Raw genomic sequence first — 22742 nt, forward strand, 5'->3', positions numbered from 1 at the left:
AATTACTGTTGGATTAACGGATTAGGAATATGGATCGGATAAAAGGGACGGCCAATTTTCGTGATCGGTGAACCCAGATCCAATTCTTGCTTTATTATCATGGATTCATTTTGTTGGACTAACTTGGTTCTTCTCTCCTGAAGAGAAGCAAAGGCCTCATCACCAAACTCTAAAGCCATAGAAGCCGAATGTTCCAGCCAGTGCACAGTTTGGGCAAAATCATCGTCATGGTATGCATAAATGGCTAGCTCTTGTGCGATAAAGGCGGCATGAAAAACGTCATCAATTCTTTTGGCAATTTCATAAGCTCGCGTGATATAAGCAATACCCTCTTTTTGTTGGCCGCTAGCTACTTGAAGTGCTCCCAAGCGGAAGTAATAGGTTTTGCTAAATGCTGCAGTCGTGCCTCGTGTTATAAATTGTTCGAATTTTTGCCAGGTTGTCAGCGCTTTTTCGCTCAAACCCATCTTTTCAAAAAGTACGCTCAAATTGGAAATGACATTAATTTTTAAATGAAGTGCATCTCCTGCCTGATGATTCATAATTCGTTTTAAGGCAGCTTGACTGTATTGTAAAGCCTCACGATAGTTCTTCTCCCGGAAAGCAGACAAAGCCCGAACATTATAAAGCCAACCTTTTTCAATATCTGCTTCTTTCCCTTCCAACAGTACAGCTTCTTGCAGCCCTTTTTCAATCCAAGACTGAGCCTCATCTTCCTGATCTAGTCGTTTGCTAGAGAGCAGAGCCAGGTACATACAGGTTGCAGTTCGCTTTTGAGGACTCGTTGAAAGTGAAAATAGATGCTTATAACAAACGATTGCTTTGCTGTAGTTTCCGCAGAAGGCATATACTAGTCCTTTTTTCATCCATAAGGTTGCTAGTCGTTCCTTATCGCAAACCGTATGGATTCCTCCTTGAATCAACGTTAGAGCAGCCTCATAATTCCCGCCCATAACAAACCGTTGGATGATTTCCTCCATATCGTATGCGTGCATGGATTCCCTATTTTGAAACAACGATAATGCAGTTTTCTCGTCAGAGGACAATGACCGGTTTTTGTTCACCGGCTTCTTTCTCTCTTCATTTTCTTCGGTCTCATGAAGGTTCTTCTTCCACATCTGTAGAAGTTCATCGCGCAAAAGTTTGCATTCTTCATCCCAGCTTGTTGGAACCTCGCCAACGTGTACCTGCAGATCTATATTTCCCTTCTGAGAAGAGAGATAACTGATAAATTGAAGGCTCACCCTGTCTGCCTCGGCTACGTTATAAAAACGGATTTGAAGAGGTCTATGATAACTCACAAGCTGAATTAACTTGGATATGCCCCAAACTAGGCGAAAGATCTGTTCAGATTCTTTGGATAATCTTCTTTCGGAAGAACCTGCAGCCAGCGCTTCTAGGGGTTCTGTATGCTTATTTAAAGATGTCTCCGGGAACAAAAATTGTAACTCAGCTGAAAATTGTTGCTTTAACTCTGGATAATGTCTCTCAATAACATCTTGAAGCTGCCACCAGCATTCCTTTAACCCGTAAAATGAATGGAACAGTTTGGCCTCAAAGGAAATACCAAGCCTGATTTCATCATGTGTAACAAGGGCAGAAGGTTCCTTATGCATGGCCTTCCACCTCCTTTGTTCCAATTTTGTATACGCCCATTCTGAGCTCACAAGAATGGCTTCCTTTGGTAGAGCTTAACCACAGATGATCAGGATCGGGAAGCATCTCTTCTATCATCACATTTGCATTTTCCATTACAATTTGTTGCATGAGTTCAAGGGAAAAATAATTTTTAAAATCAATCCAATAGGGTTTTCTAACCTCAGATCCTTTCATATAAATGATGTCCGGAAGCCCCTCACTTGTTCTCCATTCCTCTACCTTTTTCATCAACTCAACGCTATGCAAGCCTTTGAATGCTAGATGTAAGGGGGCTGTTTCAAAGCTCCAACGCTCCCTTTGATAAACAACACCATCGATAACAATTCTAGGCGTATGTTTTCCCGTAGATATAGGAACATGGAGCAGCATCGGTTTACTAAACATGGCAAAAGGCAAATAAAATACTTGGTCAGCTAGGGGGACATAGAGCTCGATTTGTTCGAAAGCACCTTTTCTCAGAAGCACAAGGTTTTCCTCATCATTCTTTGTTACAACCAATTCGGACAATTTGATGGACTCCTTGCCCTGTGCAGGCTTCTCCGCAATTTCAACGACTTTGGATGGATAGTCATAAAAGGCTTTATTTCTTCTCATCACTTCGATTCCGGCCAGCGTAGTCCCATCAGCCAGATCGACCTTTCTTAATAGTTGGAGCAGCTCCGTCTCAAGACTTTCTTTGTCTTGATAAAAATGAGTCATCCAGTTATTCATCAATAAATGATGATGCAGCTTGGCCAGAATGATTTCTACGTTGCCCGTTTGTAAATCTTCAATATTACTGGCCTGAAGGAACAAATCCGGTAAAGCATATAACGAACGATTGGAGTGTTGTATTGGCAACAGTTTGGAAGAAATCTCAACTTTCTTCAATTCTGATCCGTTCTCTTCAACCATTTCTTCTAGCTGTTGCGTAAACGAAAATGACGGCAGAGCTGGTATATCTGGATAGTGTTCTCTTAATTGCTCTATAAATTTGGAAAAAGGAATTTCTTGATGAAGTACAGTTTGCATTTTTTCGAACACATTTTTTCCAAGCAGTTGATAGTGGTTCCATACTTCTTCTCCATATGCTGCGCTGAGATTCAGAGCACCAGAGAGTTTGGATTCTAAATCTTGAATAAAGGGTTCTCCTAAAGTAAATTGTTTAATATGCCCGTGGGCGTCTTCATAATAAACAAACCGGTCTGCATACAAAGATGCTTTGCCGCGTCGGCTTGGCTTGCCAGTCAGCTGCTCAAATTTTTCTTCAAGTTTTCTGACGAGTTCAATCTTTGACGTTATTTTTTGTTCGGCCAAACGCTCCGTAATCTTAGATAGCTCCTCCAATTCACGGCACCATTTTTCTTTTACTTTATGATCTGGCAGTGATCGAATCTGTTCTACAAAAACAGATAGTGGATGAACCAATGTGGATGGAATTACCCATTCCTTACGTAAAACACCTTTTGAAACCAGTTGATTGATCCAGTTTTCAATTTGTGCAGGTGAAATATCGATATGAGCCTCGATTACTTGCGCAAGACATGGTGAATGCTGCTGAATATAGCGCAAAATAGACATTAACCGTTCGGGTAGTTTGATTCGATTCTCTGATGAGGTTAAAATGTGTTCTTCCTCTAAAATAGTCCAAGCAGAGATGTGCAACGGGACATAGGGACTAAGTTCCTTCTCAGCCCCCGCGGCTTTCATGAGTTCCTTAACAGCCCAATAGGATATAAAGGACTCTCTATCTTGTAAATAGCTATTCTGATCCCATTCTCCAGTCCAGTAGCGAGGTTCTTCACGATTTACCTTTCCATAATTCAGTGGACCAAAAAAGCTAGCCGATTCATTTTTAGCGCAAAATCGCTGAAGATAAGTGAACAGTTTTTTTTCAATCCTTTTCACCTTGGAAGGTCTTTGGGAAGGTGAAAAGTGATGCATATATCGATCAATATGCGGATACATGTCCGGATTCGATATAAAAATAGCCTGCCGAAAGTCTTCCGTATCAAACATGTCTTTAAGTTTTGATCTTTTTTCAGCGAGTTCTTTTTCAAAGACCGCTTGTAATCGCTCTTCCTCTGAATCTTGGCTCAACAGAAATAAGGTTTGCTCCATCCTTAAATCAGCCAACCATTCAAAGGGGAAACCTGTGCTTCTCAGAACAAAATGTTCGAACCACTGCCAACCACCGGAATGACTATGCTCACGCAGAGAAGTATTTTTAGAATTATCTGTTAACAGATTCATTAGCTAACACACCCTCTAACTTTGTTGGAAATGGTTGATGGGAGTAAGTAAATCCCATTCTGAATTCACAGGTTTGCTTACCATGTTCACCTTCCCAAAATAGCTGTTCTGCTCCGGGTAAAAATTCGGTGATCTCAATAGAAGACGAATTTTTCATCATACGAAACAACCAATCTAAAGCCCAGTAATTCCGGATATCTACAAATACTGGCTTTTCAGTATTCGACCATTTGACAAAGAACTGCGTTGGAAGGTGATAAGCAGCCTTGAACTTGTACCCTTCTTTTAGAAGCTCATATCCAGAGGGGATCGATGTACTTGTACTTTTATAATCCTGTGTGTTTATCCTCCATTTTTTCCGCTGATACACCATTTCTCCAATATAAATTCGAGGTAACGGTGTATGTTCAAGCGTGTCCAAAAGGTCTATCGAAATGATTCTGGGTAAAGAGAATGCCCCATGAGCTATGGTTCTGACATCCCCAGGATACAGGATGATTTCCTTCCCTCGATAATCCAGAGTTAAACGTTCTCCTTGTTTTACAACGTTCACTTCGCCTATAGGAATAACTTGCCTACTGCTTTTGGTCGATTTTGAGGCCAGCTCAATGGTCCAACCCGGTAACTCTGGAGTGATGTGTTTATGTCTTCGGTTCGAAACAACGCTAGACATTTGATGTGACATCGGGAAAGCAGAGATAAAATCCTGCATCTCTTTTTTCAGTGCCTCATTTTCAGGATGATAGAAGCCAAATACCCCATCATAAATCGTGCTCCAGTCATCATGAATTTCCCCTAGTACAATCTGATAGGTATCCTCTTCCAAGTCCTTCATTGAATGGGCTGCAATCATGAGATCTGGGCTAGGAAAACTAAACGGTGCATGGGAATATACTTGATCGATCGTATCTTCATATTCTCGAATTAGCTGCGTCACTTGTTGCTCATCAAGAACATACCCCTCCGATGTCTCTGTGAGTAAAGAGCTTGCTTTTTCTTCAAATTCCTTCACTCTCGATGAAACAAAGGGGACTCCAGGATCATCCAATCTATGAATGATCTCGGTGTAAGCTATAGAGCTTCTCTCTTCTTTTAATTCGTCAAAAATACCAAGGGCAGCTTCTTGATAATCTAACCAGCGTAAGGCGGCAGGGATCTTTAGAAATTCCAATACAAGCACACTTTGTTTAGATAGCCGCTCGTAAAGCTTGCCGCCTATCTGTAAATGGTTTACACTGCCAACACAATCTTCGGTAAGAATCAGCCGATCACCATAGAGCGTGCCGCCTTTACGCCGAACCTCATCTGGATGCCAGGACTCAAACCACTGTTCTGCTGCTTCAAAAACACGGGCTTTTTCAGGCCAATCAGAAGCTTCAAATTGATCTCTCAGTGTGACAGCTTCTTTCACAAACGAAACCCAACGATCTCGAGCAGCAGGAGGCAATTGCTCTACGATTCCCTGTAAATCTTCTAATAATGGAACCCTTGTTGCACAAAGTTCAATTTCATGACGAATCACTTCAATTTTTCTAAGTTGTCCTAGCATATACTCTATGTTCTCCGTCGGTACTTCTGTTAAACGAGACAACTCATCGGGCTTTGTTTGGCCGTCTATATGTTGTAACAAAGAGAGATAGACATCTGGAAGCGTCCTTGTTCTGTCTGTGAAATGATATTTCAACCTGTTATCTTCAATAGTTACTAACGGATTTTTCCTAGGGGCAATATGTCTCCGTACAGCCGGATCGCTGCTGATTCTGGAAGTCATTGCACGAATGCACCACTGACTAAAGGAAGCGGCTTTTCTTTGCAATTTTCTTCCTTCTGTATGTTTTATCTCAAGCGAATGGGCATTATTTCGATCAAAGCGTCCATAATTAATCGGACCAAAAAAGCTGGTGGTATCGTTTTTCGTACAAAACCGTTGCAAATATCCAAAGATTAAAGATTCATTTTTTCGAACCTCTTTATTTAGGGCAGGCCCTTCCTCGCCAGATTGTTGCCATAATTTCATATGCCGCTCCAATGCTTGAAATGCAGATGGGCTGCTAAAATATACGGCTTCTTGGAAATGGGGATCTGCTGCAACTTCCATGATTCCTGCTCTTATTTTGCCAAACTCGTTTTCAAATTTTCCCTTTGCCTCTAACAAAACCTCTGATTCTTTATGGAAAAAAGCGTTCCACATAAGAGGAATCTCTTGCCATTCCTTGGGATAATCTCTCGATAACCACCAACTTACCAATTCTTCTGGAATCGGAGTTCTCTTAAGGAAGTGCCTTCTGGCCTTTTTTACCTTGTTATACTGTTGCTCTTCTCCCACCTGGCTCCATTCCCAGCTCATCATCCGATCGTAAATGGTTAGAAGATATGTTTTAGCCAACTCTTCTTTGCGCTGTTGAATATGTTCCCAATGCTCTAATGAGACCGCTGTAGTTTTAGAGTTCAGCTTCTCCACCATCTGAAATGGGAAACCTGTTGTACGAAGGATCATTCTATCCATCAACGTCCACTTCATCTCACGATTGGATAACAGCATGCTGAGGTTCCTCCTTAAGGCTGTTCTGCTTTATTGGAGGGCGAATCATAATGCCCCTGAGTTCACAACAATAACTTCCCTTCTCATTTTGAAACCAATTCGACGTTCGGTTCGGTAGTAATTCACTAAAGGTTACACTTTCCTCTGGAACAAGATGTTTAAGTAGTAGATCAACTAAGTAATAATTTTTAAAATGAATGTAGAACGGCTTTAGCTCGCCCTTCAGACGAACGAACACCTCATCAGGAAGCTGATACTTCTCCTTTAATATCCAAGCTTCGACAAACCGCTTATCCTCGTCCGCCGCCAAAATAGTATGCCACTCCTCGGTTGACATTGTCCAAGTTTCACGTTGCAGGACGATGTCACGAAACAGAATACGTGGTGTATGTGCAGGAAGCTTAAACTTGGGCACCACGACATTCGGTTCGGAGAAAACTAGCGATACCAAATCATCTGGTTCTCCCATATGTGGAATGATTCGCTCATGATGTATATCCCGAATCACTAGCTCTTCGTTCTCTTCTACCACGTATAGTTGACTAAAAGACAATACGTTATCTTTGTCCTTCCCCGAATGACCCATGAGTGTAATACTTCGTTCAAATATTTCTAGAAAGAAGTTTTTTCCGGCTCTCTGCTTTAACACCACATTTACGATTTGCTTTCCGTTGGGTAAACGCTCAATCGCCTGTGTGACTTCTTTAACCCATTTATCTCGATTAGGATGATAATACAGCAGATTGCTCATCCCTTGTGTACCCCAATGAACTTCACCGATAATCCACTGGAAATTCCCTTGATTAATCTCATCTATACTTTCGGCTTGAATCATGATATCTGGGGATGTGACACATACATATTGTTCTGCTTCTGGAAGCTCAATTACATTTTCCACCCATTCATCCTTCAATTCGACAACCTTACTTTGTTGCAGGTTTTCTTCGGTAATCCACTTTTGCAAGTGCTCAGAAGGAGATTCACCCTGTAGCTCTAATTGAAATTTTTGCTGCTGTAGAGCAAGTAAAAACACTAAAAAAGGAACGTGTTGTGATCCTGAATCGTTGATTAGTTGTTTGAACAGATGTTTAGCTTGAGATTGTGCCAGCTTTTTTTTCTTATTCGCTATTGTCCAGCCCCAATCTAATAAAGGAGATAAACGATGTTGTAAATCGTCCTTCGCTCGGTGGGATAGCGTGAAACTGGTCACATCACCCGCACATTCTTCACAATACAAACTGCGGTCCGCGTAATTTTCCCCCGATGATTGATACGGCTCCAGGCCTGTTAATTTGTTGAAAAGTGCTCCTGCTTCTTGAACGATCCTAACTTTGTTCTCTGCGTTCCCGTTACTGTACTCCGATTGCCATCTCTGAAATTGTCCTAAATGTAACAGCCAGGTTTCTCTTAATGGACTCTCGGGTAACTTTTCGACGAACAGGATTAAGTCCTCAAGTAAATGATGCGTGGATGGTGTTAATCTGTACCCTCGAATGACCACACCTTTATGGATCAAAAGTTCCATTTGTTTTACTACAGAAGCTGAACAGTTACCTAATAGATCGTATGCTGATTTCTGTCCATCACACTGCTGTAAAATGCTAATGATTTCCGGTTTGATTCCTATTTTTTTCCCACTCTGAGCGTGCATGATTCCGGTTTCGTCGAGATAAAAACTATCATGCAACGATAGTGGGAAGTAATCGTTCCACAGTTCTTCACGATTGATCTGATGAGATAGAGACTGGACCACCCAGTATGCAAGAAATGTACGTCGCCTAGTAGGGATCTGTCCTGTTCTTGTAAAACACAGATTTTCTTTTTGCTCTGTGAACAGTCCATAATTCAGTGGGCCAAAAAAACTGGTCGTATCATTTTTGAACAAAAAGCGCTGTAAGTAACTAATGTAAGTTCGTTCTTCATATCGCCTTCTGGAAGGTTTCATTGTATTTGTGTCTTTTTGCAGATACCTGTGCAGCGAATTCCATACTTCAGGATTGGAGTGAGCGATGGCTTCTTGGATGTCAGGTTGACTTAAGAGGGATCGTAGCTGAATTGTTTTACTTTTTTTCTCTTCTTGCAGAATGTTTAAGGTGTTCTCTTCTTCCATCACAAGTTCTGCTCTTTGTCTTTCGTATTCTTTAAGCCATGTGTCCCCCGGAGGCAGATGTTGAGGCCACTCGAATGTTAATAAAGGAGCGTTTTTCAACATTCTTGTTTTCACTTTGTATAGCTTTTTAAACACTGGATCTCCCTGAGGATAGATGTTTTGTGCTGCAGTAAGCCATTCATCAAATGTAGTGAGAAACCATTGTCTTTCTTTCTCTAATTTCTCTCTAAGCCGGGTTGTATGTTGAATTTTATTTATCGTCTCTGAAAATAAAAGCGTGTCCATCAGATGTTGAGGAAATCCAGTGCTACGTACAATATAATCGGATAAAAAGGACCACATCGTCGATTTCACCTCATTCCTACTGCTGCAAACCGCTCGAAGCAGAACGCTTTCAGCAGATGGGGAGTTTTGTTATTTTCCAGTTCTTGCGCAACTAATTGTCCCGTTAAACCGCTGAGCAGGACTCCGTGTCGAGTGTGACCTGTCGCTAAATAAAACCCTTCCCATCCCGGAACAACACCGATGATCGGTTGTCCATCTGAGGTAGCTGGACGAAGGCCAGCCCATAATTCCTGTATTTCACATTGTTTAAGTTCCGGTACATAGTCAAATAAGGGGAGCAATTGTTCAAGCCCTTTTGGCGTAATGGCTTTGTTGAATTTTTCTCTCTCGTTGGTTGCTCCTAACACAATGGTGCCATTTGGCTTTGAGAGTATATAGCCTTTAGAAGTGTTAATCATGACGTTCAGATCGACATCTCCCTGTTTTAGAACCATAATCTGTCCTTTCAAAGGATACACAGGAAGCTTTAATTTAGCCCATCTTGCGAGTAAACCAGACCAAGCTCCTGCAGCTAATACGGTAGTTTTAGCTCGGATCTGATCCCCGTGATTCGTTAATATTCCGTACAGACGTTGATTCTGTTGAATCAGTTGAACGGCTTCGGTCTGTTCTTTGATCGCTACACCTAACGTCCTCGCCATTTTTGCTAAGGCATGAGAAAATTGTACCGGGTCTAAATGGTATTCCCCAGGACTATGGACGGCCATTTGAATATGACTAGACAGCAAAGGCTCAATCTCTCTAGCTTTTTCTGCACTCAATATAGTTGTCTTAGAATTAGCTGCGGATTGAATTTGAAAGGTCTCTTGGAGAATCACAGTCTCTTCTTGATTTATTGAAAGTCGCATTAAGTCCTGTTGAACAAGTCCACTACTGATCTGTGTTTTGCTGTGTAGTTCTGGAATCCAATGGAGAAGATATTGGAGTGCTTCTCTGGATAACATGGAGTAAGGATGTTCCTCACTTGATCCTTCTGAGACCGTGGTTAATAAGCCAGCACGACCTCCTGATGCTTCCTGACCAAGTTTTCCTTTCTCTACGATGACTACTTTTGCTCCCTTTTGCGCTGCATGGATAGCAATAGACAGGCCAATGACCCCGCCTCCTATTACACATATATCAAAGCTCTCTCTCATAAGTTCCTCCTAACATAAACGTCATGCTGCTAGGTCAGATTCTCATATATGACACTGAAACGGAATTCAGAAGTATACTTACTTTCATGACGTTCAAACCATAGCTCATCCGCTGCGGGCAACATCTCCGATATAACTACGATTTCGTTTTTCTTTAGGAGCTGGATCAGCAATTCCAAGGTGAAAAAGTTTTCAAAGTCAACGAAGATGGGTTTAGGTTCGTTATCTCCCCTTACATATACACACCGAGGCATAGAATACTGCTCTTTGAACGCAATGGCCCATTCGATAAGCAACCATTCGTTGATGGCTTTGTCACTAGCATTCTCTAAAATCTCTTGACTGTTTAGTTTCCAGCGTTCACGCTGAAAAACAACTCCGTTTATCTCGATTCGTGGCGTATGTTCACCCATTTGAATAGAAAACGATTTGACGCAAGGAAAACTAAATATCTGATTCAGAGGTTCAACATCCGTCTCTAAGTCCATGATCTTTTTATGCCCGGCCTCCATAATGTAAAAGCGTTGATCATATACTAGATCTAACTCAGAAACCACTCTTACTTCTCCACGGGATTTCATTGAGCGACCTAAGTTTTCTACGGTTATGCCCCCGCTTAGTTCAGGTCTAAAGGTTTTCCCGGGTGCTCTTGGTCCTACATGTTCGAGCCAAAGGGATTGTAAACGGTCACCTAAATGATGATAGATCTCCGCATTGAGTTGATCTCTTTCAGGGTAAACGGAGTCTAACACGCTCCATACCTGAATACCGCTGTGAACCTCGCCTAATACCAGTTGATAATTCCCCTGATTTATCGCATCAGCATGAGGCGCTGCAATCATTACATCCGGACTGAATAAAGCCAACTCTGTTGTAGGATATTGAGAACAAAAAGATTCAATCTCTTCTTCTGTAAGACTAATTTTCCCTCTATCAAGCGAACAGGCTTGAAGTGTTGTGATCAGCTTATGATCAAATGCCTGAAGTGATTTGTTTACATAGTCCAGTGCATGTTGTTTGCGTTGTTGCATATGCAGGGCAAAGGATAAAAAGTTAGGTTTATTCTCAAATTTTTGATATTCCTCATAGGCAAACTGTGTGAATGCCTGGTGTTCAACAGCAGCACGGCAAGTCAATAATCGAAAAATTGGGGTTAATTGCTCTTTCCATTTGTCCTTTAATTCCTGGCCAATCAGACAAGTGGAGACATCTCCGGAAGCCTCTTCATATACAATCATTCTGTCGCTATAATGCTTTCCCTGATCTTTCCTAGAAGATAATCCAATATGTTTTTCGAAGGATGTTTCAAGTGACTTTAGCAGCTTGCGGCGTTGTTCAAAGCGGCTGCTTTGATTCCATTCCTTTAAAAGGGTAGACCATTCATCAGCAATTTCTTGCCAGGTTGCCTTTGACGCACAGTCCTTTGGTAGCCGGCTGATCCACTCTTTTAGCTCGTGAAACGTTTCAAATACCGAAGTTGGAAAATCAACTTCCACTACCAGTACACGTTTTTCTTTTAATTTCATCATTCGTGACAGACATTCGGTAACCGGTAAATCCAGAGCATGAGCGATTTCAATAACGTTCTTTACCCCATTGCATTCTTCAATAATTTGATGATATACATCCGGAAGCCGGATTAATTTGTTGTTCGCTGCTTGTCTAAGCCGAGATCCCTCTCTTATAAGGAATGGGCTGAGTTTAGGTTTAAGATAAGGCTGTACATGTGAATCATGTGCAATTTTGTCGGCTAGGCTTTGTACTGCCCAGTAAGCAAGAAATAATTGACGCTTTATTTTACCGTTAATACGGATCTCCAGTTGGCCAGGCTGAAATGTAAACACGCCGTAGTTAGCAGGGCCATAGAAACTGGCTGTTTCATTCTTGGAAGTGAACCGCTGTAAATATTTCGCTGCCATCTTTTCCTTTTTTCGTTGCCTATGTGTGCGAGATGAATCCAACTCATTTGTTAGAAACAAGTTTAATCCATTTTCATATGCATTTGGAGATGAAAGGTAGGTCGCTTCTTGAAGATTTACCTTTTCAATAAATATCTGCTGCAAATGTCTCCTGTTTCTCATTAACTCGTCTTCAAATACCGTGTTTATTTGTTTGTATATTTCCTTTAATGTATTGATTCTTTCCTTTGCTTCTATGAGCTGATGATCGTCTATTCTGCTTAGTAATTCACGACTCCCCTCACCCTCTGGCCATGTATAAAGATCCAGTTGGCGATGCAGTCTCTTTCTTTGTCGATTCGTTAATTCAGGCATGGTCCTTAGTGCGACTTTAAAATCCTGAAGTGCTTCTTTACACTTTGCTTCATGTTTTTTTCTTTTCATAAATCAACTCGGATGTGACTGAAAAAGAAAGCTGTTTTAACCAGTGTAAGGGAAACCCTGCACTACGAAGAATAACATGCGGGAAGAAACGCCATTCGCCTTGGTCTAATTGTTTCCGTTGATTATCCGTTGTCATTTCTAACGTCATTGTGGCACCTCCTAATTACTGATGTTCTTCGCCATGCTCTCTGGTTGTTGAATGTTGTCTTGCGTGTATTTCAGCCTGATTCGAGCAAAGATCAACATTCCGATCGCCAGAAGTCCTACGATGAAACCGGAAGTTGCATAGACCATAGTAGGGGTAAAAGCCCCAAACAAATATCCAAATAACGCATAGGCCATGAATTCTCCAATCCAGATGGTTACCGTATGAAATCCAAAAACCTTACCTAAATGTTCATCTGCCACTCTTTGTTGTACTAAAGTAACTAAGGGTACATCGACGAAGGGTTGAGTTAAACCAACCATGAACAACAGAATGAGAGGAAGCCATATAGAATCACTAAACGGCATGAAAAGAAATGCGACTCCGCCGCCTAGCCAAGCGAGCATCATTGTACGATATTTGTTTTTAATCGCAAGACGAGCCAGAATAATTCCTGCAACGAGGTATCCAAATCCATCAGCACTCGAAAGAACACCAAAACCTGACGAGTCCAATCCAATTTCGTTCGAGACCATCAGATTACCTAGATGGGCAATCCCTCGACCGAAACATGTAAACGCAGCAAACGTGATAAAAATGGAGAAGATAAGTCGATCCTGAGAAACCAGTTTTAATCCGACACCTAGCTCTTTAAAGAGATTTTTGTTCTTATGCTCCACCTTCACTTGTTTAATCTGCACAGGCATAAGTAAAAAAACAGAAATAATAAATAGGATCGCGTTCATAATCATAATTTGACCGGTACTAAGTAAGGTTAATGAGAATCCAGCAAATAACGGTCCAATCAGCCAAAAGCCCATTCTTACACTGTTGGTGATAGAGTTGGCTTTCATTAATTGCTCTTTATGAACGATACCTGGCATGGCTGCTCTGTAAGCGGTCATTGCAAATAAACGCAAGAAACCCAATATGAACGAAGCCAGCATAAAAATGATTTCATTTAAGAGACTAGAAAAGGCTAAGAGTCCCATCACAACCATGAGGACTGCTCTTATTGCATTACAAAACATCACAATTTTCTTGCGGTTAAACCGATCCGTTGCGACTCCAGCAACCATTCCAAAAATAATTTGTGGGATCGTCGTAAGAATCAGGGTTAAAGCCAGGAGTGTAGTTGAATTGGACTCTTTCCAAATGGTCCATGTAATTAGAATTGTTGAGAAACTTTCCGCTATTGGCGAAACAATTTGGGCGGATACCCAAAAATTAAAACTTCTATTTTTACGTAAAGGTATGATTTCTGACAAATGAGGTTCCTCCCTTAAAACCAAAAATGATGAAAAGGATAAAAAAATCTTGAATTCGGTTTCGGGATGATTTGGTAAACTTCAATCTCCCCTCTTTCGATATGTTCTAATTGTTCTTTTCTAATCCTCAATTCAGAAGGAGATAAACTCTCATCTCGTCTGATTGGTGATTCCGATGGCTCTTCTGATACACCAATCATTTGGTGGACTGCATATAGAGCTGTAGATACACTTATCAACACAGGCAGGAAATGAATTTTTTTGCATAGATCTGTGCTTCTTTGTAGCCATAATGCTGCTCGATCCATCTCCTTTGATTGAAGTAATATATATGCTGTACTTCTGGCAATCCATTCTTGCATATAAGGGTCAGATATCCGGTTACAAGCTTCGTACGCTTTGTCTAACCAACTTAGCGCCATATGAAGTTCACCTTTTTTTCCAGCTAGAAATCCAATACGGAACCAATGTGCAACTAAAAAACTGTCGTCCTGGCCTGCGTTTTTCTGGATAAATATCTGCTGTGTCTGTATTGCTGCATCTATTTTTCCAATGGCTTCATAAAGGTAGCTTGAGTTCTGAGCATATGCAGATGAAAGCAGAACCGTATCCTCCTTCCCTAGTTGCTTAATGTATACCTTAACTTGTTGTAAGGATTTCGCTGCCTGGGGCAGTTGTTGAAGCCTGTAATAAGTTAAAGCTTTTACATTATGTAACCAAGCCATCTCTCTGACCGCCGACTCATCATTCATTCCACTCAGAAACGTCATCCCTTGATCTACAACGTGAATTGCTTCTTCAGGACGTTTAATATGATTCGCTAATAACAATGCATAGTAGATCGATGCTCTTGCACGAATACTGCTGGAGTATTTATTGGTTTGAATGATTTTTTGCAGTGTTGATTCTGCTGCAGAGAGCTGTCTCTCGAATAGGTACGCACGCATAACAAGGAATAAAAGCTCTGCCTCTTCTTCGTCCTTGCATACCTTAGTAAGCAATTGGTTTGCGTGTGCCAATACTGAGTAGCCGTCACACCAAACAACTGCTTTTTCTAAAGGTGTTTTTAATAGTTGGAACCGTTCATTGCTTAATCTGGTCTTGTCCGTTTGATTTAAGTGGTCTACACCTAATGATTTATAAAAATCCCGTACACGAATATGAATGAGTTGATTTGCATCTAGATCTTTAGATGAGATGTGTTCTTGGTAGAAGTAATACGTATCTATAGCAATCGGAAGTTTTTTCGTCCGATAAATAAGTCGTTGCAAAAATATCAAACTTACCTTATCCAAGTAAGAGACATTTAATGGTAGAATCCAGGGGACTTGTATTTCGGTTGTCTGCTCGCGAATCTCCAGTAAACAGCTCACCGTATCATTAGCTATACGAAGTATTTTCTCCATATTGGTTGAAAATTGCCGATCCATTGGGTGAGCTGGAAGGGGAGTTAACCAGCCTGTCTCATCCTCTTTAAGAGCCTGATGCAAAGCTTTGTAGGCATTTTGAATGGTAATTCTTTTTGCAATATAAGGATCAATTAAAACATCCCACACCTTATAAAGCAGCTTGGCCGGCAGATATGTGTCCTCTTTTAGCTCGATCAGGATGGACTTTCTTTCGTGTGAAGGAGGCAGCTCTTGATGCTCCCGGCCCGTAATACTCGGAGAAGCGGAAAACCACTGATGCTCTGCCCCCTGGTCTATCCAATTGAAAAGGTCGAGTTTATCGGATTTCATTACCTTCATGATCTCACCTCTTTAATAGATTACAGATACGTTTTCTACATACAAAGATGGAGATATAAATCCTCTACCTAATGTATTGCTGTATCCATCTGTTGCAGGATCAATTGAACGTAACATCTGAAATAAAGGCGCTTCAATTTGGACTTGGGTTAATCTCTCTACCAAGGTGTTATTATGAATTCTCCAACCTTCCGCTCCAAAAACGAGCTTGCCACCTCGAATATGTCCACCGTAGCTGCGATTCAATAAGAAACCGGATGGGTTTCTAGTTATCAATTCTTCTGTTGAATGGGAGCCTTCCTCTACCTTCAGGTTCGTATATTGAATTTTAGGCATAGTCTGATAATTTTTACGAAACGCTCGGCCATTAGCCATCTGTTTATGCCTGGTTGAAGAAGAAAGTGAATGCAAGGCTTCGTTAAATACACCATTTTTAATTAATGCAATGTCTTTACACAGGGCTCCTTCATCATCAAAACTTGAGCTTCTCAGCAGCTTAGGGAGGTGAGCGCAATCCGTTAATGTGAGTGCTGGACTTGCAATTCGTTTCCCTTGTTTCTGCCAAAGTACGGGTACATTCGTATCCATATAGTCAGAAATAAAAAGGTTTCCGAGAGCTTTAAGCAGCTCTTCTGTTCCCTGCTCCGTTAATATGATGGATGAATGATTTACACTTCTTTTTGGGCGCTCTGCTTGAGTTTGCAGTTGACTATTTAACTCTCCACATAGTGACTGCCAATCTAAATCTGTCATGGAGCGAAAAGAGAATGTTGTACTGGCTCTATTGGATTTCCCTTGAACCAAAACAGAAACGGTATGTTGAGTCTCTCTTTTCTCGTGTTCTCTTCCCTCCGTATCTTGGTAAAAGGCCGTTTTCTCTTCCGTTTCGAAAAATAGGGTTGGGCTCACGATAAGATCAGCGATAGAAAATATCATTTCTTTTCCTTCACGCAGGATATGATCTACTGTACGGGTTGAGACGGGTTGGTAAATTTCCAAATGAGGTTGATATATATTCTTTGGGTCTGACCGGTGTGGTACAACCCCTGAGACTCCTGTATCACAGCTCCACTGACTCCAATTTTGATTTTTCACATTTGTATAATTGGATAAAGGACGAATACATGAATAGAATTGATCATCGTTCCACCTCCGTAACGATGATCCGCATCCTTTTCTCTCCGAATAAAGGGATTCCATTTCGGTCATGATCCATGATTTCTGACATAATTCTGTTCCATAATAATCCGCATATCTTCTCATGAGTCTATGGCCTGCACTTCCCAATCAAGTACTCTTACTGTTGGTGATCCAGCCGAGACGGGTAAAGGAGATTGCCCTAGTTTTCCGCATCCACCTCTTACTTCCGCATGAATCTGAAAATCATTCCCTACCCTATCAATAGAACGAAGCAGCTTGCGCCCATTCCCCTTTAATATGGAGGGCGTTATTGGCGTTGTTAATTTACCGTTTTCTATGAGATAACCTTCGGTAACATGAATCTTAAATTCCCCAGTGATCATATTTACGTCTCCATTAAAAGCATTTTTTATATAAATACCTGATTTCGTTTCTAAAATGATTTCTTCTGGTTCATCTTCCCCGGGCAATACGAACGTATTAGACATTCTTACCAGGGGAGGATGGGCATAATTTATGACACGTCCATGTCCGTTGCTCTGTACTTTACTGTGCAGGTGACTTAAATAATTTGAAATTCTCCCCTCTTCCACTAATGTGGTGCACTTGGCGGTGATTCCTTCGTCATCTATGTTATAGCTCCCGGGCAAACCCAAACTTGTTGGATCATCTACAATGGTAAGTTTGTCGGAGCCAATTCTTTCACCTTTACTGTTATGAAATGCAGCGCCTGTTAGAGCAGCTATATCTGCTTCGAGTCCATGACCCACAACTTCATGAAAGATGCCAGGAGCTGCTAAAGGGCCTAAGACTAACGAGTATGCTCCTGAGTGAAATGGTTTTGCATGGAGCTTGTCCAACGCTGATTCTGCAGCGTACAGAACTAACTTTTCAAGTTCTGCCTGGTTTACATATTTTGGAGAAATCCAGCTCTTCGTCACACTCGACTTCGTTGTTTTCTTATTTTGTCTCGCAAGTACTTCCAACTCCAACATGAAACAAGGCCTGATATCTTCTCGAAGCCCGACTTCTGTCGCAAAAAACCATACATGTTGCTTTACAGATTTCCAGTAAGCTCTTGTTGATATGACCTCTGGTGAAAAATGAAGAGCTAAATGATTCATGTGATGATTCCACTTGTCTATTTCGTCCGTTAAATCATCCTCAAAAGCTTTCTCCTGTTTGGGCTCCCAATGTTTAAACAACGGTAATGGGTCTCCTCTTACAAGATGTTTGGAAGCAGAATAAAGTGAATCCGGATTCAAGTCCGAGATCGCGATGACTTGTCGATGAGCCCCATGATTCAATCGAACAGCACTGCCCATCTCGGTCAGGTTCTTAATTTCGCTTTTTTCAAGATTGTCAAATACGCGAAGCTCCGTTTTCTTGTATTCAGCAAATAGGTGAATATTCTGCATGATATCCCCCTTTTTGTTCAGTCTTTACTTCATTTTTTGCGTAAAGATCGGCTGTAAAAGCCGATCCCTATACGCAAAAATTGGTGTGACTAAAGGGCTAGAGGGGCAATCTTATCCTCGATCTCTTCCAATTCGAAATCGATATCATCAAGGTCTTCTAATTCCAGATCCAATTCTTCTAATTCAACTGTGTCAGCCATCTTCATCACCTCCTTTGCAAGGTATAATAAAGACTATCGTTAACGCTAAATGGAGTTTTCTTTTCTATATACAAAAGTACGCAGCTCACAACAGTAGTGTCCCTTCTCATCTTTAATGAATAAATCCTTTGGAGAAGGATCCATTCTCGTGAACATAAAAGAAGTTGCTTTTTTGACTTCGTTAAAAAACATATCTGCACAAAAAGGATTATCAAAATCAAACCACATGGGCTTCTGTTCATGTGAGAAATGAAGAAAACCCTCGGTTGGTAAATGAAATCTTTTTTGGATCGTCTGCAGCCGTTCAAACTGTTGAAACCAATCCGATATGTTCTGCTCCCCGACCCAATCTGAAGGTTCAAACCTCCAATGCTCACGCATTATGGTGACCCTCCCTACTTTAAGGGATGGGTGTCTACCTTTTGATGTTGATTTAGGTGGATCAAACATGGGTGAACAGAACAGCGCAAACGGAAAAAAAGTTTCTTCTTTAAATCCAAGAGCAGGAGCATAAAAATGTAAGCAATGATGAGTGTTTTTGATAAAAAGGGCTACTTCATTATTTTTAATTCGTACTTCAAGTTGGTCTAAAGACAAAATGTTATCTTTGCTGGATGCAGAAACACCGGTTAATTCTACGGAAAGACCCGGATATTCCTGTGGTGTGCTTTTCATTGTGCGTTTAAATATCCAATTTGCCCACGATTTTGCACTATTCTCTACATGTAGGGCTTCATGTACGGTTTGTCGTAGTTTTCCTTTTTCCTTATTAAAAAATTGCATCCACCCATCGCCCGTAAAACCATGATGAAGTTCTCCTATAACAATGGATGTGACCTCGATCCCCGTGTCACTTTCACTGCAAGCGATCATAAGGTCAGGAGATAGAAGCCATCTAAATGAATTCAGTTCTGCTCGCCATTCCTGCAACACACTTTGAGGCACCTGAATGTAGGAAGTACCCTGATCTTCGACCAACCAAGTCTCTAGAAATTCCACCATGGACTGATTTTTTAAGGTTGGAGGGTTCCTTAGCCAATACGATATCCATTTCTTTGCTGGTATAGATGAACGGCCATGACTAACTTTTTCAAATTGTTGCATGGCTGTTCTTTGGAATACCTTCCACCGTTCTAATCGAAGTTTTGCTTGGATTAGTATGGCTTGGTCTAATTCCTGCCAAAGATCCTTCGAAATAACGACGGGCATAAACTGCTGATCATAACACTCCTCGTAAACTAAGGTTTTATCCGCAAAATATTGGGTGTTTTTACCTTGATAACTCTCTCCCGTAATTCGAGTATAAATTTCTTCTAGGTTAGCTATGGTTTTACTCTTTTCAGTAGGAGATGAACTATTGACATACTTATCGAGATAGTGCTCGATCTCTGACAAAGTAATGAGCCATTTATGGGAATGGTAATCCCCTGATTGAAGTAGACGTTGCAATTCATCTAAGCCATCTACGGAGGAGGAAGGAAGCCTCCATTCCGCTATTTTTTCTCCCAAGTCTTCCTTTATTGCAGTTAATATTTTTTGCAACGCTTGATGCGAGATGAATGCTTTTTTCTGTATGATCTTTCTTTCTTTTAGGGGTGATCCTTGATCTAAAATGCCATAACTAATGGGACCGAATTCACCCATCGTATCGTTTTTTGTAGTAACACGTTGAAGATAGGCGAAGAGGGTTCTCCCCATCTGTCTTTTTTGACTAAAGCTCGCCTGATCTTTTTGCTTATAGGTTTGATAAAAGTTCCAAAATGCCGGGTTAATCGTATAAAGCATTCGGTCATAAAGATCAGACTGATACAGTTCAAACAGCTTTTGTTGTAATAACTCGAGTTCTTCCTCAAATGTTTTGCGACTTAACATTTCATATTGAGCGATCTGTTGATGTTTAAGAGAATAATTATGGATATGCTCTTCCATGTGCCAGTCTAGCAGTATAGATTTATCATTGTCTGTTAAGGGATTCTTATGTTCTATTCTTCGGATGATCTTACGTTGATGGGAAAGGACAACATTCTGTTTTGGAATCGATCGGATCTCTTGAATCCAATGATCGCACCAATCTTCATAATCTTTACGTGCCTTTTTCCATTGTTTAAAATGTTCCTTGGTTGTTACTACTCTTAGCTGAAGAATGTTTTCTATAGGGAGAGAGGTGCTACGTAATACATATGGCTTTAGCCATTCCCAGGTAGATGTATTAACCCACACGGATTCTCTCCGGTTTTTCAGAATAAAGATTAGTCAGATCAAACGGTCGATTCAATTTGGTTTCTGGTTTTTGGATTGACCATGTTACGTAACTCTCCCATGTCTCATCTTTCTTTTGATCCCATCTTAGAAGGATTTCACTTGCTTTCTCCGCAGCGCTTCCTTTGGATTGGATTTTTAAGCTGTTCAAAATTTCCTGCTTCCCCTCATCCCCATTTCCTTGCTTTTCTAGACATATCGCTAGCGCCGTTGCGACCCGAGGAAGGTCTTCATCCTGTATAAGCAGTAACTTGGAATCAAGACTTCTTCTGTACCACTGCGTCGCTTTATCATAAAGCCGCTGCTCAAAATATATGGCTCCCAGACTTCTGGCAATGATGTCCATATGAAAAGCATCATTCATGTCTTTTGCAATGCGATAACTATCTTTTAATGATTGGATTGCTTCAGCGTATCGCTGGAGTTTGAAGAGCAACCCTGCTTTCCTGTATAAATAATGCTTCGTAAAAACCGGGCTTGAATGAGTAACAAACTTTTCGAATTTTGACCAATGTTTGAGTGCTGTGTCCACTTTCTTCATATATTCAAACAAAACAGATATATTGGATATTAAGTTTATTTTTATATGGATGGCATCTTCCTTTCGATTACCTTCCTTTATGTGTTCAAGTCCTTGTTTGCATTCTTTAAATGCTTGAGCTAAATCGCCCGTTTCCACGTAGGTAAGTGCCCTTAGGTTATGTAACCAAGTTCGCTCAACTTCTACTTCGGAACCGGTCGTATCCGCTATGTTTTGGAGTGCTTGATCAATAAATTCCCTTCCTACTAATGGGGTGTTTAACCTTTTTGTACACAGTAATGCGATATACAAGTGTAATTCGGATTTTTTTAATTTATCTTCTGTGAAGGTAAGCGCATGCTTAAAAAGGTTAAGTGCTTTATCGTATTCAACCATATACGCATAACACAACCCCATATATATCCATAGTTCAACTGTGGTTTGTTTTTTCAGATCATGGATATACCGGGATACTTTATTGACAAGAAAGAGCACATGTTCATAATTTTGTGTGAAGACACTGGTCTCCAGAGCTTCAAGTAATATCTCGTCTAGTTGTTCTGTATCCCCACTCTCCATGCAGTCTAGAAGTCTTGTTGTTTTTTGAGTTTCATTGTTCGTAAGCTCCAGCTTTAGTGAGTTGCCATATGAGAATTTACTTTCATACCCATCTTTCCAATCGGTTATCTCATGTACAGTAGGGGTGATTTGGTTGTAGAGACTTTCAAGTAGTCGATTCCTGTTTTCGGCCAGATTCACGTGCATACGAATATCACTGTCTGCTGCCATTGGGAAACGGGAATCAAGATCACTAGCTTCGGATACGGTTGCAACGATGACAACGGGCAGATCATCAATACATTTTGACAACCGAGCGAAACATCGAAGAGAATGCTCGTCCATTCTGTCGATCTGATCGAACAGAAATATGGTGTTTGTATGATCCAGATATTTGGTATAGTCTAATAAAACTTTAACAATGGTCTGTGTAACTCTGAACATTTGTTCAGATTCTTTATGCAATCTGCGACGTGATGGAGGAAGTGCAATGTCTTCGAGCTTTTGAGCATTCACAAAAGGAGGCTCGGAACTAAACGCTGGAAAGAGATACAGGATCTCTGGCGCATGATTTTTTAGAAGTTTGTCTTCCCCTTTGTGAAGTAGAAAAGAGATAATAGTATAAATTAAAGGAGCGATGGAACTAAAACCTCGAGTCTCCCAAGTACCTCCAATGGTGATCAGATTCGTCCTGTGAGCTAATCGCGTATGCATTTTCTCAGCCAAAGCAGCTTTGTGGAGCATATTTCCGTTGTAAATCCAGATCTTATCATCTATTTTTAAGCGGAGCTGTCCCCTCTTTAATTCCAGGATTCTCAATACATTTGACTCTATTTTTTCATATTCTGACTTTATCTTGCTTTCAAAAAGAAAAGGATCCCCTACTTCGTTTGAACGCATATATAACACCATCCTTTTTAAATAATTCTGACGTGTTATGTTGTCGATGTGTCCAGCAAATATGATGTGAAATGAAAGAGAGTGCATTTTGAGTGTGGTTAATATAAAAGTGCTGTCTTGAGATTTGATAATGAAAATGTGGACCTACTCTTTAAACATGGAGTAGAACAAGAAGAGTGTCATGTAATTTTACGTTGTGACCTTTTCCAAAGTACCATAC

The 22742-nt window shown here is 40.8% G+C and carries 14 protein-coding genes; all 14 read right to left on the bottom strand.

The features are described 5' to 3' along the window. Nucleotides 1-2: 2 nt before the first annotated feature. The gene (locus QF049_RS06895) at nt 3-1616 is read right to left on the bottom strand and encodes a tetratricopeptide repeat protein (protein ID WP_307535954.1); all 1614 of its coding nucleotides are present in this window, start codon (nt 1614-1616) and stop codon (nt 3-5) included. After that, on the bottom strand, nt 1609-3891 hold the full coding sequence (locus QF049_RS06900; protein ID WP_307535956.1) for a lantibiotic dehydratase: 2283 nt from the start codon (nt 3889-3891) through the stop codon (nt 1609-1611). Before QF049_RS06900 ends, QF049_RS06895 begins: the two co-directional genes overlap by 8 nt. Then, nucleotides 3872-6433 carry a lantibiotic dehydratase gene (locus tag QF049_RS06905; protein ID WP_307535958.1) on the bottom strand — a complete coding sequence of 854 codons (2562 nt, stop codon included), beginning with the start codon at nt 6431-6433 and terminating at the stop codon, nt 3872-3874. The genes QF049_RS06900 and QF049_RS06905 overlap by 20 nt, the downstream gene beginning before the upstream one ends. Then, complete coding sequence (locus tag QF049_RS06910) at nt 6414-8885, bottom strand: lantibiotic dehydratase (protein WP_307535961.1); 2472 nt, start codon at nt 8883-8885, stop codon at nt 6414-6416. Before QF049_RS06910 ends, QF049_RS06905 begins: the two co-directional genes overlap by 20 nt. Before the next feature lie 8 nt (nt 8886-8893). Then, the gene (gene thiO, locus QF049_RS06915) at nt 8894-10024 is read right to left on the bottom strand and encodes a glycine oxidase ThiO (RefSeq protein ID WP_307535964.1); all 1131 of its coding nucleotides are present in this window, start codon (nt 10022-10024) and stop codon (nt 8894-8896) included. Between the two features lie 29 nt (nt 10025-10053). Beyond that, nucleotides 10054-12366 carry a lantibiotic dehydratase gene (locus QF049_RS06920; protein ID WP_307535967.1) on the bottom strand — a complete coding sequence of 771 codons (2313 nt, stop codon included), beginning with the start codon at nt 12364-12366 and terminating at the stop codon, nt 10054-10056. Beyond that, a complete protein-coding gene (locus tag QF049_RS06925; protein WP_307535970.1) occupies nt 12347-12514 on the bottom strand; it encodes a hypothetical protein in 168 nt (55 codons plus the stop codon). The genes QF049_RS06920 and QF049_RS06925 overlap by 20 nt, the downstream gene beginning before the upstream one ends. Nucleotides 12515-12525: 11 nt before the next feature. Further along, on the bottom strand, nt 12526-13779 hold the full coding sequence (locus tag QF049_RS06930; protein WP_167483575.1) for an MFS transporter: 1254 nt from the start codon (nt 13777-13779) through the stop codon (nt 12526-12528). A gap of 14 nt (nt 13780-13793) precedes the next feature. Then, nucleotides 13794-15527, bottom strand: a complete 1734-nt coding sequence (locus QF049_RS06935) for a tetratricopeptide repeat protein (RefSeq protein WP_307535973.1) — start codon at nt 15525-15527, stop codon at nt 13794-13796. Between the two features lie 12 nt (nt 15528-15539). Continuing rightward, nucleotides 15540-16790, bottom strand: coding sequence for a TldD/PmbA family protein (locus QF049_RS06940; protein ID WP_307535975.1), 1251 nt, complete (start codon nt 16788-16790; stop codon nt 15540-15542). After that, on the bottom strand, nt 16787-18085 hold the full coding sequence (locus QF049_RS06945) for a TldD/PmbA family protein (RefSeq protein WP_307535977.1): 1299 nt from the start codon (nt 18083-18085) through the stop codon (nt 16787-16789). The genes QF049_RS06940 and QF049_RS06945 overlap by 4 nt, the downstream gene beginning before the upstream one ends. Nucleotides 18086-18174: 89 nt before the next feature. Next, entirely contained in the window at nt 18175-18285 is a 111-nt protein-coding gene (locus QF049_RS06950; RefSeq protein WP_148089725.1) for an ammosamide/lymphostin RiPP family protein, read from the bottom strand. A 45-nt stretch (nt 18286-18330) separates the two neighbouring features. Beyond that, a complete protein-coding gene (locus QF049_RS06955; protein ID WP_307535980.1) occupies nt 18331-20505 on the bottom strand; it encodes a hypothetical protein in 2175 nt (724 codons plus the stop codon). Next, nucleotides 20495-22522 carry a tetratricopeptide repeat protein gene (locus QF049_RS06960; RefSeq protein WP_307535983.1) on the bottom strand — a complete coding sequence of 676 codons (2028 nt, stop codon included), beginning with the start codon at nt 22520-22522 and terminating at the stop codon, nt 20495-20497. Before QF049_RS06960 ends, QF049_RS06955 begins: the two co-directional genes overlap by 11 nt. Between the last annotated feature and the right edge of the window lie 220 nt (nt 22523-22742).

The sequence above is a fragment of the Paenibacillus sp. W4I10 genome (assembly GCF_030816325.1).
Lineage (GTDB): Bacteria > Bacillota > Bacilli > Paenibacillales > Paenibacillaceae > Paenibacillus > Paenibacillus amylolyticus_B.

What these genes read in the sequence shown, in the direction of transcription:
- QF049_RS06895 (WP_307535954.1), bottom strand. Translation starts at nt 1,616, where the DNA reads ATGCATAAGGAACCTTCTGCCCTTGTTACACATGATGAAATCAGGCTT.
- QF049_RS06900 (WP_307535956.1), bottom strand. Translation starts at nt 3,891, where the DNA reads ATGAATCTGTTAACAGATAATTCTAAAAATACTTCTCTGCGTGAGCAT.
- QF049_RS06905 (WP_307535958.1), bottom strand. Translation starts at nt 6,433, where the DNA reads ATGCTGTTATCCAATCGTGAGATGAAGTGGACGTTGATGGATAGAATG.
- QF049_RS06910 (WP_307535961.1), bottom strand. Translation starts at nt 8,885, where the DNA reads ATGTGGTCCTTTTTATCCGATTATATTGTACGTAGCACTGGATTTCCT.
- thiO (WP_307535964.1), bottom strand. Translation starts at nt 10,024, where the DNA reads ATGAGAGAGAGCTTTGATATATGTGTAATAGGAGGCGGGGTCATTGGC.
- QF049_RS06920 (WP_307535967.1), bottom strand. Translation starts at nt 12,366, where the DNA reads ATGAAAAGAAAAAAACATGAAGCAAAGTGTAAAGAAGCACTTCAGGAT.
- QF049_RS06925 (WP_307535970.1), bottom strand. Translation starts at nt 12,514, where the DNA reads ATGACGTTAGAAATGACAACGGATAATCAACGGAAACAATTAGACCAA.
- QF049_RS06935 (WP_307535973.1), bottom strand. Translation starts at nt 15,527, where the DNA reads ATGAAGGTAATGAAATCCGATAAACTCGACCTTTTCAATTGGATAGAC.
- QF049_RS06940 (WP_307535975.1), bottom strand. Translation starts at nt 16,790, where the DNA reads ATGAGAAGATATGCGGATTATTATGGAACAGAATTATGTCAGAAATCA.
- QF049_RS06945 (WP_307535977.1), bottom strand. Translation starts at nt 18,085, where the DNA reads ATGCAGAATATTCACCTATTTGCTGAATACAAGAAAACGGAGCTTCGC.
- QF049_RS06950 (WP_148089725.1), bottom strand. Translation starts at nt 18,285, where the DNA reads ATGGCTGACACAGTTGAATTAGAAGAATTGGATCTGGAATTAGAAGAC.
- QF049_RS06960 (WP_307535983.1), bottom strand. Translation starts at nt 22,522, where the DNA reads ATGCGTTCAAACGAAGTAGGGGATCCTTTTCTTTTTGAAAGCAAGATA.